The organism is Halobacteroides halobius DSM 5150, from assembly GCF_000328625.1.
Taxonomy (GTDB): Bacteria; Bacillota; Halanaerobiia; order Halobacteroidales; family Halobacteroidaceae; genus Halobacteroides; species Halobacteroides halobius.
In genome coordinates this window covers 1,405,538-1,420,384 of sequence record NC_019978.1, presented here as the reverse complement: position 1 = coordinate 1,420,384, position 14,847 = coordinate 1,405,538, and the positions used below count along the sequence as shown (strand labels likewise).

15 protein-coding genes are annotated in these 14,847 nt (G+C 33.5%); all 15 read left to right on the top strand.

What is annotated here, in order from left to right; all coding sequences use genetic code 11:
* Window positions 1–50 precede the first annotated feature (50 nt).
* On the top strand, window positions 51–800 hold the full coding sequence (gene fabG / locus HALHA_RS06960) for a 3-oxoacyl-[acyl-carrier-protein] reductase (protein ID WP_015327085.1): 750 nt from the start codon (window positions 51–53) through the stop codon (window positions 798–800).
* A gap of 53 nt (window positions 801–853) precedes the next feature.
* Window positions 854–1,081: an acyl carrier protein gene (locus tag HALHA_RS06955; protein ID WP_015327084.1), complete on the top strand. Its 228-nt coding sequence runs from the start codon at window positions 854–856 to the stop codon at window positions 1,079–1,081.
* 173 nt (window positions 1,082–1,254) lie between these two features.
* Window positions 1,255–2,226: an NAD(P)H-dependent flavin oxidoreductase gene (locus tag HALHA_RS06950; protein WP_015327083.1), complete on the top strand. Its 972-nt coding sequence runs from the start codon at window positions 1,255–1,257 to the stop codon at window positions 2,224–2,226.
* Window positions 2,219–3,463, top strand: coding sequence for a beta-ketoacyl-ACP synthase II (gene fabF, locus HALHA_RS06945; RefSeq protein ID WP_041608124.1), 1,245 nt, complete (start codon window positions 2,219–2,221; stop codon window positions 3,461–3,463). Before HALHA_RS06950 ends, fabF begins: the two co-directional genes overlap by 8 nt.
* Window positions 3,464–3,480: 17 nt before the next feature.
* The gene (gene rnc, locus HALHA_RS06940) at window positions 3,481–4,179 is read left to right on the top strand and encodes a ribonuclease III (RefSeq protein ID WP_015327081.1); all 699 of its coding nucleotides are present in this window, start codon (window positions 3,481–3,483) and stop codon (window positions 4,177–4,179) included.
* Between the two features lie 57 nt (window positions 4,180–4,236).
* Window positions 4,237–5,463: a BaiN/RdsA family NAD(P)/FAD-dependent oxidoreductase gene (locus HALHA_RS06935; RefSeq protein WP_015327080.1), complete on the top strand. Its 1,227-nt coding sequence runs from the start codon at window positions 4,237–4,239 to the stop codon at window positions 5,461–5,463.
* A gap of 75 nt (window positions 5,464–5,538) precedes the next feature.
* Entirely contained in the window at window positions 5,539–6,057 is a 519-nt protein-coding gene (locus HALHA_RS06930) for a hypothetical protein (protein ID WP_015327079.1), read from the top strand.
* A 207-nt stretch (window positions 6,058–6,264) separates the two neighbouring features.
* The gene (locus HALHA_RS06925) at window positions 6,265–6,690 is read left to right on the top strand and encodes a HutP family protein (protein ID WP_015327077.1); all 426 of its coding nucleotides are present in this window, start codon (window positions 6,265–6,267) and stop codon (window positions 6,688–6,690) included.
* 22 nt (window positions 6,691–6,712) lie between these two features.
* Window positions 6,713–7,087: a chorismate mutase gene (gene aroH / locus HALHA_RS06920; protein WP_015327076.1), complete on the top strand. Its 375-nt coding sequence runs from the start codon at window positions 6,713–6,715 to the stop codon at window positions 7,085–7,087.
* Window positions 7,088–8,179 carry a histidinol-phosphate transaminase gene (gene hisC, locus HALHA_RS06915; RefSeq protein WP_015327075.1) on the top strand — a complete coding sequence of 364 codons (1,092 nt, stop codon included), beginning with the start codon at window positions 7,088–7,090 and terminating at the stop codon, window positions 8,177–8,179. It abuts the gene before it with no gap.
* 29 nt (window positions 8,180–8,208) lie between these two features.
* The gene (gene aroF / locus HALHA_RS06910) at window positions 8,209–9,225 is read left to right on the top strand and encodes a 3-deoxy-7-phosphoheptulonate synthase (RefSeq protein WP_015327074.1); all 1,017 of its coding nucleotides are present in this window, start codon (window positions 8,209–8,211) and stop codon (window positions 9,223–9,225) included.
* 30 nt (window positions 9,226–9,255) lie between these two features.
* A complete protein-coding gene (locus HALHA_RS06905) occupies window positions 9,256–10,344 on the top strand; it encodes a prephenate dehydrogenase (protein WP_015327073.1) in 1,089 nt (362 codons plus the stop codon).
* 11 nt (window positions 10,345–10,355) lie between these two features.
* Entirely contained in the window at window positions 10,356–11,642 is a 1,287-nt protein-coding gene (gene aroA / locus HALHA_RS06900; RefSeq protein ID WP_015327072.1) for a 3-phosphoshikimate 1-carboxyvinyltransferase, read from the top strand.
* Window positions 11,643–12,011: 369 nt separating this feature from the next.
* Window positions 12,012–13,796: an SLC13 family permease gene (locus HALHA_RS06895; protein WP_052326496.1), complete on the top strand. Its 1,785-nt coding sequence runs from the start codon at window positions 12,012–12,014 to the stop codon at window positions 13,794–13,796.
* Window positions 13,797–13,983: 187 nt separating this feature from the next.
* Window positions 13,984–14,820, top strand: a complete 837-nt coding sequence (locus HALHA_RS06890) for a sigma-70 family RNA polymerase sigma factor (RefSeq protein WP_015327070.1) — start codon at window positions 13,984–13,986, stop codon at window positions 14,818–14,820.
* The last annotated feature ends 27 nt before the right edge of the window (window positions 14,821–14,847 follow it).

Genomic DNA, 14,847 nt, shown 5'->3' with positions numbered 1-14,847 from the left:
TAATAAGTTAAATGCAAATATTAGTTATATAAACTGTAGGGAGGGATTTGATGAGAGTTAAGGATAAAGTTGCACTTATAACAGGTAGTTCTCGGGGGATTGGTAAACAGGTAGCTTTAAAGTTGGCCCGAGAAGGAGCTAAAATAGTAGTTAACTATCCTCTAGAAGCGGAAGCAGAGAATGCTCAACAGGTTGTAGCTGAAATTGAAAAATTAGGTGCTAAGGCAACAGCAATTAAAGCTGATGTAACTAATTTAAAAGAAGTAAAGAGTATGGTAAAGCAGACTAAAAAAGAGTATGGTAGTTTAGATATTTTAGTTAATAATGCTGGAATTACTAAAGATACATTATTGATGAGAATGAAAGAAAAAGACTGGGATGCAGTATTAGATGTTAATCTAAAAGGAGCATTTAATGCTACAAAAGCAGTAAGTAGGTTGATGATGAAGCAAAGAAGTGGTAGAATAATTAATGTTTCTTCTGTAGTAGGATTAATGGGTAATGCAGGGCAAGCTAATTATTCTGCTTCTAAAGCAGGTTTAATAGGATTGACTAAATCAACTGCTAGAGAACTGGCTAAGCGTGGAATAACTGTTAATGCTGTTGCTCCTGGATTTATTGAAACAGCTATGACAGATGAATTATCTGATAAGGTAGTTAAGAAAATGACAGATGAGATTCCTATGCAAGAATTTGGTCAGCCTGAAGATATAGCTGATACAATATTATTTTTAGCGAGTGATGAAGCAAGATATATTACTGGAGAAGTTATTAGAATTGATGGCGGAATGGCAATGTAACTAAGTATATTAGTTATAGATTATAAATTATCCCATATAAGGAGGTGACAATAATGGATGTATTAGAAACTGTAAAGGAAATTATTGCAGAAGAATTAATGTTAGATGAAGATGAAGTTACTGCTGAGGCTACTTTTGATGATCTAGGAGCTGATTCTCTAGATATTGTAGAAATTGTAATGGCCTTTGAGGATGAGTTTGATGTTGAAATTCCTGATGAAGATGCTGAGGAAATTCAAACTGTACAGGATGCTGTAGATTACATTAATGATCTTTTATAATTCTTAATTATTTAATTAGGTCCCGTTTATTTTATATAGGCGGGGCTTTTATTCAACTATATAAAGGATTAATATAAATTTTGTTTATATCCAATCTGTTAATACATATTATAATTATAAAACATAAAGTGAAGGTCAAAGACTTTTAATAATTAACCAATGGGGGAATAATATTGAAATTACCAAAATTAAAAATTGGAGATTTAGTAGCTAAAGTGCCTATTGTACAAGGAGGTATGGCAGTTAAAGTTTCTACTGCTCCATTAGCTGCAGCAGTGGCTAATGAGGGAGGTATTGGTTTAATAGCTGGTTCTGGTTTTGAAACGGAAGAGTTACGTAAGGAAATTAGACAGGCTCGAAAGATGTCTTCTGGAATTATTGGGGTAAATATTATGGTAGCAATTAGTAAATTTAAAGACCTAGTTAAGGCTTCAATTGCTGAAGGGATTGATGTAATTGTTGCTGGAGCTGGTTTCTCTCGTGATTTATTTTCTCTAGGAAAAGAAAATAACGTAGAGATTGTACCAATAGTTTCTTCAGTAAAGTTAGCTAGAATTTCTGAAAGACTTGGAGCTTCAGCAATAGTTGTAGAAGGAAAAGAAGCGGGGGGGCATTTAGGGACTGATAAACCACTAAAGCCATTACTAAAAAAAGTTGTTGAAGCTGTTGATATACCAGTTATCGGTGCTGGAGGAATTATTAATGGTAAAGATATTGCTGAAATTTTAAAATTAGGTGCAGCTGGGGTACAAATGGGATCAAGATTTGTAGCTAGTGAGGAGTGTGAAGTTGCTGATGAATTTAAACATCAGTATATGAATGCTGATGAAGAGAAAGGTTATTTAATTGATAGTCCTGTTGGCTTGCCTGGACGGGCACTAAAGAATAAGTTTATAGAAAGGTTAGAAGATGAAGAGGTTACAACTGGAGAAACATGTGATTATCTCTGTTTGAAGAAGTGTTCCCGAAGATTTTGCATTATGGATTCTTTGCTAAAAGCACAAGCTGGTAATATGGAAGAAGGACTAGTCTTTGCTGGGGAAAGAGCATATTTACTTGATGAAATATTACCTGTTAAAGAAATAATTAATAATTTAGTTACTGAAGCGCAAGAATATTTGGGAGGGAAAAATGAAGATGAATAAACGTATAGTTGTTACTGGGATGGGGGTTATTTCTCCTGTAGGAAATGAGATAGAAGAATACTGGACGTCTTTAATAGAAGGTAAATCTGGAATTAGTGAAATTACTAATTTTGATGCTACAGAGTATAAAACTAGAATTGGTGGAGAAGTTAATGACTTTAATCCACAGGATTTTGGGATTAATCGAAAAGAAGCTAAAAGGATGGATCCTTATACTCAATATGCTGTTGCTGCTTCTAATATGGCAGTTAAGGATGCTAATTTAGAGATTAATGATGGAAATGCAGAACGAGTAGGAACTCTAGTTGGTTCTGGAATTGGAGGGATTGAAACATTAGAGCAGCAACATAAAAGGTTACTTAAACGTGGGCCAAATAGAGTTAGTCCATTTTTAATACCAATGATGATTGCTAACATAGGAGCTGGGCAAGTTGCTATTCAAACAGGGGCTAAAGGACCTAATTCATCAATAGTAACTGCTTGCGCTACTGGAACTCATGCTCTTGGAGAAGCATATGAAATAATTCAACGTGGAGATGCAGATGTGATGATTGCTGGAGGTAGTGAGGCTGCAATTACTCCTGTATCATATGCAGGATTTTGTTCTCTAAAAGCAATGAGTACTAATAATGAGAATCCAAAACAAGCTAGTTGCCCTTTTGATGCTGAACGAGATGGTTTTGTAATGGGAGAAGGTGCAGGAGTGTTAATTCTTGAGACACTAGAACATGCTCAAGCTAGGAGGGCTAACATTTATGCTGAATTAGCTGGCTATGGATTATCAGCTGATGCTCATCATGTTACAGCTCCAGCGCCTCAAGGAGAAGGAGCTGCTAGAGCTATGCAAATGGCAGTTGATAAAGCAGGTATTGCTCCCAATGAAATTGATTATATTAATGCTCATGGTACATCAACTCCAGCAAATGATAAGTTGGAGACAGCAGCGATTAAAGAAGTTTGTGGAGATCATGCTTATGATTTAGCAATTAGTTCAACTAAATCAATGACAGGTCACTTACTTGGTGGAGCTGGAGGGATTGAAGCTATTGCATCAGTATTAGCTATCAAAAACAATATTGTACCACCAACAATTAACTATCAGAATGAGGATCCAGAATGTGATCTCAATTATGTACCAAATGAAGCCAAAGAAATAGAGACTAAGGTTACTTTATCTAATTCATTAGGTTTTGGAGGACATAATGCTTGCGTATTATTTAAAGAGTATAATGCTTAAATAGGATGTGAAAATTTATGGCAGCAAATAAAGAAGTATTGATTGAGCTTCAGCAAGAAATTGAAGTTCAATTTAGTGATTTGAAATTATTAGAGAAAGCTATTACCCATAAATCTTACGCAAATGAGAAACAAGAATTAAAGATTAAAGATAATGAACGTTTAGAGTTTTTGGGTGATTCTGTATTAGATTTGATTATTAGTAGATATATCTTTCTCAATTATCCTGATCATCCTGAAGGTGAATTAGCTAAAATTAGATCTGTAGTAGTAAGTGCTCCTATCCTAGCCGAAAAAGCGCGAGAGATTGAATTAGGAAAATATATGTTACTAGGTAAAGGAGAAGAAATGACAGGTGGTAGAAAGAGAGATTCTATTTTAGCTGATGGATTTGAAGCGGTAGTAGGAAGTATCTATCTAGATCAAGGATTAGAGGCATCACAAGAATTTATTCTAGACTTACTAGTTCCTAATATAAAAGAGGTAGAGCAAGGAAGTTATGTTCGTGACTATAAAACTTTATTGCAGGAATTAATTCAAAAAGATTCTAATTTGCGTCCTGATTATAAAGTAGTAGAAGAAAAAGGACCTGACCATAATAAAAGGTTTACTGTTGAAGTTATTTTTGATCAAGAAATATTAGGTGTAGGAGTGGGTTTTAGTAAAAAAGAAGCTGAACAAAAAGCAGCCAAAAAAGCAATTGCTAAGGTGAAGTAGCTCGTGAATTACGGGCTACTTTTTGTTTTAGTTATCAGTTATGAAAGGAGATTAAGTATGTATGATTTAATTGTAGTAGGTGGTGGAGCAGCAGGTATGATGGCTGCAGGACAAGCAGCTACTAGAGGGAAGAAGGTTTTATTACTAGAAAAAAATGAACAGGTAGGCAAAAAATTATTAATCACTGGGAAAGGTAGATGTAATTTAACTAATGATTGTGATATAGAAGAAATAATTAATAACTTTCCTGATAACGGTAAATTTCTCTATAGTTCTTTGTATACTTTTTCTAATTGGCAGTTAAGGGACTTTTTTGCTAAGCTAGGAGTTAAGACCAAAGTAGAACGAGGAAATAGGGTCTTTCCTACTTCAGATTCAGCTCATGATATTGTGAGCGCTTTAAAAAAATTTATGGAAGAAAACGGGGTTGAAATTAGACTTAATAGTGCAGTTGAAACTATTACCGTAAAAAATAAGCAAGTAACAGGGGTACAGACTAAAGATAAAAAAATCTATTTTGCAGCTAATATTTTATTAGCAGTTGGAGGTAAAGCTTATCCGACAACTGGTTCATCAGGTGATGGTTATGATATAGCTAAAGAGTTAGGACATAGAGTTATACCCAGCAAGCCTTCTTTAGTTCCTTTAGAAGTAAAAGAAGATTGGGCACCCAAATTACAGGGTTTAAATTTAAGAAATGTAACAGCCACTCTAGTAATAGATGGTGCAGAAAAGAAAGAAGAATTTGGTGAAATGTTATTTACTCACTTTGGAGTTAGTGGGCCAATTATTTTAACTTTAAGTCGTGATGTCGTAAATTATTTAGGACGTCATAGTATAAAATTAAGAATTAATCTTAAACCAGCTTTGTCTTTAGAACAACTAGATAATCGATTACAAAGGGATTTTGCTAAATATTCAAGAAAACAATTCAAAAATAGCCTTGGTGATCTATTACCTAGTAAGTTAATTCCTGTTATTGTTCAGTTATCATCAATTCCTGCTACTAAATTTGTTAATCAAATTACTAGAAAAGAACGAGAGGAATTGGTAGATTTATTAACTAATTTAAAATTAACTATAACAGGCACTCAAGGATTTAAACGAGCTATTGTTACAGTAGGTGGTATAGATACAGAGGAGATTAATCCATCTACTTTAGAATCTAAGTTAGTGCAAGGGTTATATTTTGCTGGAGAGGTAATTGATGTAGATGCTTATACCGGTGGATTTAATCTACAAGGAGCATTTTCAATGGGCTATGTAGTTGGAAATAATGTGTAATCGAAAATTTAAGAATGTCCTTCTCTTATAATACATATTACTATATTAAATAGTGTATTATAGGGGGGGAGTTTTATGCCCAGAGGTTTTTTTGATAGATTAATTGACAAGATTCAAAGGTTAGTGATGTGGGTAGTAGTAACTGGTCTATTATTAATGGTGACTGTTCAAATGATTTTAGCTAATCCTAATCTAGAAAAAAGTTTAATTAGTAAAATTCCTAGGGTCAAAAAGATATTAACTATTGGACAACAGTCTAACTTTAATCCACCAGTTAAAAATACTTCTGCTAAACAAGTTTTCTCTGTTCAAGAGGATTATATGACTCTCAGTTTACAAAATAAATTAAAGACGCCTCATGTTAATTTAATCATTAATAATCAAGTTGTAGATAACTTTAAAGATGGAGTAGTTAGATTTAAGATTCAAGAAGGTGATTTGATTGCTATTGATGCTAGAGGAAGTAAAGGAGGGTTATGGTTTAAAGTAGTCGAATTATCTAATCGTCTAGCAACCTTTAAACCTCAACAACAGTTTTGGGTAAAGAATGAATATAAAGTTTTAGGACGGGTAAAGAGACTTAGTAAATTTTAATTTTAACTTGCCATGAAAATATAAATATGTTAAGATAATATACAGTAGATTATAGTAGGAAAGTAGGAAATGGAATATCTAGTAGTAAAATTAAATATTTGTTATAGTAGGAAAGTAGGGGGAATAGTAGGGATAACTATATCTAGTAAGTACTCCTTAAGGAGTACTTTTTTTGATTTATAATCTATTTAAATGGAGGAATAAATTATGGTAAAAAAAGATGCATTAAGTAAAGAAGTTGCTGCAGCAGCAATTAAAATGTCTTTAAGTGATAGAAAAGAAGAAAGTAAATTAAAAGAAAAATATCGAGTTCAAGAGTTAGAAGTTGCTGCTGTAGATTTTGGTGGGGAGTTTAATGATTCAATTAAGAAGATAATTGAAAGAGCAGTTGTAGCAGCTGAAAGAGAAGGAGTAATTGATGAAAATGATCATGCAGAATTAGGAGCAGTTGCTGGTGCTGCTAGAGAAGCTGTAACTCAAATTCAAAATAAGGCAACTGGTTTTAATGTAGGTGGTAAGATTGGTGTTGCTAGACAAGAAGATCATATTAGTGTAGCAGTCTTCTTTGCTATTGGGTTATTACATCTTAATGAAATGTCAATAGGTTTAGGACATCGAGCAGTACATAAATAACTTTAGAAAAGAGGGGGAGAAAATGAAAGTTAGAGGTATTAGAGGAGCTATAACAGTTGAGAAAAATAGTAGTGAGCAGATATTATCAGCTACTCAGGAATTATTACAAGAATTAGAGGAAACAAATGATCTTAAAGAAGACAATGTTGCTTCAGTTATATTTTCTATGACCCCTGATTTAGATCAAGCTTTTCCAGCACAAGCTGCTCGAGAGATGGGGTGGAATGAAGTTCCACTATTTTGTACACAAGAGTTAGCTATCGAAGGAGCTTTAGCGAAGTGTATTAGAATATTAATTCATTATAATACAGAAAAAGCATTAACAGAAATTAATCATATCTATTTAAAAGCAGCTAAAGAATTAAGACCAGATTTAATAGAGAAGGGAGGAGAGTAAATGGTAGCTGAAAAAATGGTTCGAAAAGCAATTATGAATATCAAGCCTTATGTACCTGGAAAACCTATCGAAGAAGTAAAAAGGGAGTTAGGGTTAGATAAGGTAATTAAGTTAGCTTCTAATGAAAATCCATTAGGTACTTCACCAACTGCAGTAGAGAAGATGCAAGAGAGATTAGAACGGGCACATATTTATCCTGATGGAAATGCCTATAGTTTAAGGGCCAAATTAAGTTCTAAGTTAGAAGTTGCCCAAGACCAGTTAATCTTTGGTAATGGATCTGATGAATTATTAGCTTATTTGGGGCAAACATTTATTAAGTCTGATGATGAAGTAATTATGGCCGAAACAACTTTTAGTGAGTATGAATTTACTACTAATTTGATGGGAGGGAATTTAATTAAGGTTCCTTTAAAGGATTATAAACATGATTTAGAAGAAATGGTAGCAGCTATTACAGAACAGACAAAGATGATTTTTGTTTGTAATCCTAATAATCCAACAGGAACAATTGTAACTAGTAAAGAAGTAGAAGAATTTTTAGAGCAGGTGCCTGATGATGTAGTAGTAGTTTTTGATGAAGCATATTATGAATATGTTACTAATGATGATTACCCTGAGACAATAGATTATTTATCTGATTATGATAATCTAATTATTTTGAGGACTTTTTCTAAAGCATATGGTCTATCAGGGTTAAGAATTGGATATGGCATCTCAAATCCAGAATTAATCGATTATTTAAAAAGAGTAAGACAACCCTTTAATGTTAATGAAATTGCTCAAGTAGGGGCATATAGTAGTTTAGATGATAAGAAGCATTTAGAAAAGACTTTAGAGTATAATAACCAAGGAAAAGAGTATCTCTATCAGCAATTTGAGGAGTTAGGATTAGATTATATACCGACTGAATCTAACTTTATAATTGTTGATGTAGAGGAGTCGAATGATCAAATTTTTGATAAACTGCTTAAAGAAGGGGTTATTATTAGAAGTTTATCTTCTTTTGGTTATCAGACTAAGATTAGAGTAACTGTTGGTTTACCTGAAGAGAACAAAGCCTTTATAGAAGCTTTAAAAAAAGTATTATAATATAATAAGAGTAGGGAGGAGATTTAAAGATGATTATAGTAATGGAGCCACAGGCAACTGAAGAACAAATTGAGCAGGTGATTGGGAAAGTAGAGCAGGGAGGATTTCAAGCTCACCCAGACCAAGGTGAAAAGCAGACTGTAGTAGGAGTAGTTGGTGAGGGCAAGCGGGAGATGATACTTAATTCAATTGGAGCTTTCGCTGGAGTTGAACAGGTTATTGAAATTAGTAAGCCTTATAAACTAGTAGGCAATGAGTTTAAATCTGAACCATCAGTAATTGATGTTGATGGTGTTAAAATTGGTGGAGATAACTTTACCATTATGGCAGGACCATGTGCTGTAGAAAGTAAGGAGCAGTTATTTACAGCAGCTAGACAGGTTAAAGAAGGTGGAGCAAAAATTTTAAGAGGTGGTGCTTTTAAACCACGTACTTCCCCATATAGCTTCCAGGGGTTAAAGGAAAAAGGATTACAGATGTTATCTGAAGCTGCCGAAAAAACAGGACTAAAAGTTGTTACTGAAGTAATGGATACTCGTGAAGTAGAGTTAGTAGGTCAGTATGCAGATATATTTCAGATTGGTGCTAGGAATATGCAAAACTACCCACTATTAAGAGAAGTTGGAAAGACAGATACACCTGTATTACTAAAAAGAGCTATGACAGGAACTTATAAAGAATTATTAATGGCTGCTGAATATATAATGGCTGGCGGAAACTATAATGTAATTCTTTGTGAGCGAGGAATTAGAACTTTTGTTAATGAAACAAGAAATACAGTTGATTTATCTGTAATTCCTGTTATTAGGGAGTTAAGCCACTTACCAATTATTATTGATCCAAGCCATGGTACAGGTAGTTGGAAGTACGTTACTCCGTTAGCTAAAGCTGCTCTAGCAGCAGGGGCTGATGGATTAATGACAGAGGTACATCCAGATCCAGCAAATGCTTTGTGTGATGGACCTCAATCACTACGACCGGATAAATTTAGAAAAATGGTATCAGAGATGAAGCCAATAGCTAAAGCAGTAGGACGAAAGTTATAAGTTAGCGACTTATATTAATGAGGTGAGAAGATGATAGAACAAGTAGCAATTATAGGAGTAGGATTAATTGGATCTTCTCTGGGATTAGCTTTACAAGATGTTACAGAAGTTAAATCTGTGGTGGGGATTGATAATAATTCCCGCCATGTACAAGAAGCCTTAGATATTGGAGCGATTGATGAAGAAGCTACTTTAAAAGAGGGTGTCCAAGAAGCAGACTTGGTAGTTTTAGCTGTTCCAGTAGGAATTATTAAAGATTTAGTTATTAAGATAGCGCCTTATCTTAATTCTGAAACGATTATTACTGATGTAGGTAGTACTAAATTACAATTAGTTAAGCAGTTAGAAGAAATAGTAGAAGATAATACTTATATTGGTGGACATCCGATGGCTGGTTCTGAAGTTTCTGGGCCAAGTGGAGCAGATAAGTATTTGTTTGAGAATGCTATCTATGCTTTAACAAAATCAAATAAAACAGATGAAGAAGCTTTAGCTAAATTAAAGAATTTAGTAAAACAATTAGGGGCTCAGCCTTTAATTATATCCCCCCAAGCTCATGATCAAATTGTAGGGATTACTAGTCATTTACCTCATGTAGTAGCTGTTAGTTTAATGGAGGTTGTAGCTGATTATTCTAAAGAGAGTGATTTATTAACCTCTTTGATTGGGGGCGGCTTTAGAGATACAACCAGAATCTCTGCTGGTGATCCTACTATGTGGAAGGATATCTTTCTTAATAATCGCGACCAAGTGTTAGAGGGGATAGATGCTTTTTCTAATAACCTAGCAGAACTTAGAGAATTAATTGCTAGTAAAAATGAAGTAAAATTAAAAGATAAGTTGGCCCAAATAAAAGAGGCTAGAACTAAAATACCAATGAAGAAAAAGGGTTTATTGCCTAGTAACTATGAACTAATACTTACTTTAAAAGATAAGCCTAATCAAATTGGTAAAGTTGCTACTTTATTAGGGGTAGCTAAGATAAATATTCAAGATATTGAAGTATTAAAGGTCAGAGATAAAGGTGGGACAGTTAGATTAAGTTTTAATCAAGAAGAAGAACAAGAAAAAGCGTATAGTTTATTAAAAGAAGCAGAGTATAAGGTAATAAAGAAGTAGGAGGAGTTAAGATGGAGCTTAAGGTTGAACCTAAATCTAAATTACAAGGTCAAGTTAAAGTCCCCGGAGATAAATCAATCTCTCATCGTGCTGTAATGTTAGGGTCCTTAGCCGAAGGTCAAACAGAGGTTAAAGGTTTTTTAACTGGAGAAGATTGTTTAAGTACTGTTCGGGCTTTTGAGCAATTAGGAGTTAAGATTGAAGGAGTAGGAGAAGAGAGAATGATAATTCATGGCTGTGGATTAAATGGTTTAACGGAGCCAGATAATGTACTTGATTTAGGAAATTCAGGTACAACTACCCGGTTAATGTTAGGGATGTTAGCTGGACAAGATTTTTATTCAGTAGTTACAGGAGATGATTCTTTGCGGGGGCGACCAATGGCTAGAGTAACTGATCCTGTTAGTCAAATGGGTGGTCAATTTAAAGGACGAGATGATGCTAATTTACTTCCTATAACAGTAGTGGGGGGCCAAAATTTAAAATCTCTTACTTATCAATCACCTGTAGCTAGTGCTCAAGTTAAATCATCTATTTTATTAGCTGGTTTATATGCTAAGGGAGTAACCAAAGTAGTAGAACCAGCTAAATCTAGAGACCATACAGAGCGAATGTTAGAGTATTTTGGAGCTGATATAACAGTAGATGGTTTAACAGTTAGTGTTACTGGTAAACCTAAATTAAAAGGTAAGAAAGTAATAGTACCTGGAGATATTTCTTCTGCCGCTTTTATAATGGTAGCTGGTTTAATTACAGATGATTCTAGAATTGTGTTAGAGAATGTAGGGCTTAATCCTACTCGGGCTGGTGTAATTACAGCTTTAGAAAAGATGGATGCTAATTTGGAATTGATTAATGAGCGTGAAGTAAATGGTGAGCCAATAGCTGATGTTGTAGTTAAAAGTAGCCAATTGCAAGCAACTACTATTGAAGGAGATTTAATTCCTTTATTAATCGATGAAATTCCTATTTTAGCTGTTGCTGCTACTCAAGCTGAAGGTAAGACAATAATTAAAGATGCTGAAGAATTAAGAGTCAAAGAGACAGATAGAATAGCTGCGATGGTTAAAGAATTACGTAAATTAGGTGTAGAAGTTACTGAACGGAAAGATGGGTTAGAGATTGTTGGCCCGCAAGAGATTAAAGGCGGAGTTAATTGTTTAAGCTATCATGACCATCGGGTAGCAATGTCTTTAGCTATAGCTGGTTTAATAGCTGAACAACCACTTAAGATAGAAGAAGCTGATTGTATCAATATATCTTTCCCAGGTTTTAAACAATTATTAACTGATTTATAGAAGAAACCTCTGGTACCTACCAGGGGTTTCTTATTTATGTTAAATTAAATTTTTAGATTGACATAGTGTAAAAATATTAGTATAATATAATTACAATTAATATGGGGAATTATGCACTCATTATTTTATAACATTTATCATCCCACCAACTAACCAATCTGTTTAGATTAAATTTAGTAGTATAGATTTGTTTTAAAGAGTTAAGAGATACATGGGAAAGGATTGATTTTTATGCGTAATTTTAGTTTTTCTTTTATATCTTTAGTAATTATCAGTTTGTTTTTTCTTACATTATTCCAGCCTGTAGCTGTTAATGCTGCTGAGTTAGATATTAATTCTACACAGTTATCTCCAGAAATTAATCTAGGAATGGTTATTGTAACTATTATAGTTATTATAGCTGTTATATTATTTTTATGGGAACCAGTAAGACCTGATATTGTAGCATTAGGTGTTCCTGTAGTTTTAGTTTCATTAAATCGTTGGACTAAAGTATCAGTTGCTGAAGCTTTGTCTGGTTTTTCTAATGAGGCAACGATAGCTGTTTTAGCAATGTTTATTTTAAGTGAAGGAATTAGACGTAGTGGTTTAATGCAAATTATAGGCGATAAAATTATGCAACTTACTGCTGGAAAGGAAAAAAGACAGTTAGGAGTAATTACTGGTTTGTCAGGATTAACTTCTGGAATGATTAACAATACACCAGTCGTAGCTGCTTTTATTCCTATGGTAACTGAATTGGCTGAAAAGACAAAAACTTCTCCTTCAAAGTTATTGATTCCTTTATCATATGCTTCAATGATGGGGGGGACTATGACTTTACTTGGTACTTCGACTAATTTATTAGCTAGTGGATTTTCGGCTCGGTTACTTGATCACCCTTTTTCAATGTTTGAGTTTACTAAATTGGGCGCTATAATATTTGTAATAGGAATTATTTATTTGCTTACAGCAGGGAGATATTTAACTCCGGAAAGGATTGAGCCAAATGAGGATTTAGTAGAAGAGTATGAAGTTGGTGATTTTTTAACTGAGGTAATAATCGAAATAGGGTCACCATTAATTGGTCATAGTGTCGGACGTAGTCTAGATGAAATTAATTTAGATATGGATTTAGTTAAAATCATTCGAAATGGAAAAGAATTCATAAAACCTTTAGATTCAAAGAGTTTTCAAGCTGGAGATCATTTAATTGTTCGTACTGACCGCAGAACTTTAATGGAATTAATTGAAACTGAAGGCTTAAAACATTTATCTGAAACTAAAGTTACAGAACGGGAGTTAGAAGAACCTAAAAGAGGTCAAAAGTTAATTGAAGTAATTATTTCTTATGGTTCATATTTAGAAGGACAAACTCTAAATGAGGTAAACTTTATAGAACGGTATAATACGAGTATATTAGCTGTACGAAGAGGAAGAGAATTAACTCATCAACAGATGAATAATATCGCACTTAAACCAGGGGATGTATTGTTATTACTAACTAATGAAACTACTTTAGATCGCTTAAGAAACAACCCTAATTTTATTATAACTAGAGAAATAGAAAAATCTGTTTATCGTCGTTCTAAAATTCCTATTGCGCTAGCTTCTATAATAGGAGTAGTTGCTTTAGGGGGGTTAAATATTTTACCTACGGCTATTTCGGCTCTTGGTGGTGTATTAGCTATGATTTTAACTGGTTGTATAGAACCAAAAGAAATATATGATGCTGTAAATTGGGAAGTTATCTTTCTATTGGCTGGTTTGATTCCTTTAGGAATAGCAATAGAGCAGACGGGAACAGCTAACTATATTGCTAATCAATTATTAGCAGTGGCTGGCTTTCTTCCAGCAATAGTTATGTTAGGCTTATTTTATCTTTTAACATCTTTATTAACTAATATTATTAGTAATAATGCAAGTGTAGTGTTAATGATCCCTGTGGCTATAGAAACAGCTCAGATCCTAAATGCTAATCCTTTTTCTTTTGTCATAGCTGTGACTTTTGCTGCTAGTGCAGCTTTTATGACTCCAATAGGTTACCAAACTAATTTAATGGTTTATGGGCCTGGTGGATATAAGTTCAGAGATTTTATAAAAGTTGGAGCACCACTCCAGTTATTACTAACAATTATAACTCCATTATGTATTGCTCTTTTGTGGGGGCTATAAATTGATAATTTTTAACAGAGGGATTTTTCTCTCTGTTTTTTTGTTTTTGAAAATGAATAATTTTTATTTTAAAACATAATATTTTGCAGGAGAAAAGAAGTTTTATTAGAAATAATCAATATGAGTAAAGTTCTTCCTGATAGAGAATAAAATAACCAATAAAGAATTCCTACAAAGGGGGATAAATATGGGAGCAGAAATTAGTGATGGGATTAAATTATACCTTAATCAATCAGCACATGATTTATTAACAGCAGAAGAGGAAAAGAATCTTGCTAAAAGAATAGAAGAAGGGGATAAAGAGGCTGAACAAGATTTAATTGAAGCTAATTTACGCTTAGTAGTTAGTATAGCTAAAAAATATGTGGGCCAAGGATTGGACTTTTTAGATTTAATTCAAGAAGGTAATTTAGGCTTAATGAAAGCGATTCAAAAGTTTGATTATGAAAGAGGTTGTCGCTTTAGTACGTATGCTACTTGGTGGATTAAACAGCGGATTAATCGGGCATTGGCTGATAAATCACGAACTATTAGAGTTCCTGCTCATATTTGGGAGTCAATTAATAAATACTTAAAGATATTTAATAAATTATCAGGAGATTTAGGAAGAGAACCAAAATTAGAGGAATTAGCTCAAGAGATGAATTCTTCAACAGAAAAAGTTAAGAAGATCCAAAGATTAATTCAAGATCCCATTTCTTTAGATACTCCAGTAGGAGAGGATGATGATTGTTATCTAGGAGATGTAATTGAAGATCCTAATATCTTAACTCCAGATCAACTAGCTGATGATGAGATGTTAAGAGAAGAGTTAAATGATGTTTTAGATACCTTATCAAAACGTGAAAAAAGGATTCTCCAATTAAGATTTGGTTTATTAGATGGAAGGCCCCGAACTTTACGTGAAATCGGGAAGGACTATGATCTTTCTAGAGAGAGAATTAGACAAATAGAAAAGAAAGCATTACAACGTTTAAGGCATCCTAAACGAAGTAAACGATTAAAGGGTTATCTTTCTTTCTAATTTGCAAACAATATAATTGACTGCTAT

Coding starts and splice junctions, on each gene's coding strand:
- HALHA_RS06925 (WP_015327077.1), top strand. CDS start 6,265: ATGGTAAAAAAAGATGCATTAAGTAAAGAAGTTGCTGCAGCAGCAATT.
- aroH (WP_015327076.1), top strand. CDS start 6,713: ATGAAAGTTAGAGGTATTAGAGGAGCTATAACAGTTGAGAAAAATAGT.
- aroF (WP_015327074.1), top strand. CDS start 8,209: ATGATTATAGTAATGGAGCCACAGGCAACTGAAGAACAAATTGAGCAG.
- HALHA_RS06955 (WP_015327084.1), top strand. CDS start 854: ATGGATGTATTAGAAACTGTAAAGGAAATTATTGCAGAAGAATTAATG.
- HALHA_RS06890 (WP_015327070.1), top strand. CDS start 13,984: ATGGGAGCAGAAATTAGTGATGGGATTAAATTATACCTTAATCAATCA.
- HALHA_RS06895 (WP_052326496.1), top strand. CDS start 12,012: ATGGTTATTGTAACTATTATAGTTATTATAGCTGTTATATTATTTTTA.
- hisC (WP_015327075.1), top strand. CDS start 7,088: ATGGTAGCTGAAAAAATGGTTCGAAAAGCAATTATGAATATCAAGCCT.
- HALHA_RS06935 (WP_015327080.1), top strand. CDS start 4,237: ATGTATGATTTAATTGTAGTAGGTGGTGGAGCAGCAGGTATGATGGCT.
- HALHA_RS06930 (WP_015327079.1), top strand. CDS start 5,539: ATGCCCAGAGGTTTTTTTGATAGATTAATTGACAAGATTCAAAGGTTA.
- aroA (WP_015327072.1), top strand. CDS start 10,356: ATGGAGCTTAAGGTTGAACCTAAATCTAAATTACAAGGTCAAGTTAAA.
- fabG (WP_015327085.1), top strand. CDS start 51: ATGAGAGTTAAGGATAAAGTTGCACTTATAACAGGTAGTTCTCGGGGG.
- rnc (WP_015327081.1), top strand. CDS start 3,481: ATGGCAGCAAATAAAGAAGTATTGATTGAGCTTCAGCAAGAAATTGAA.
- fabF (WP_041608124.1), top strand. CDS start 2,219: ATGAATAAACGTATAGTTGTTACTGGGATGGGGGTTATTTCTCCTGTA.
- HALHA_RS06905 (WP_015327073.1), top strand. CDS start 9,256: ATGATAGAACAAGTAGCAATTATAGGAGTAGGATTAATTGGATCTTCT.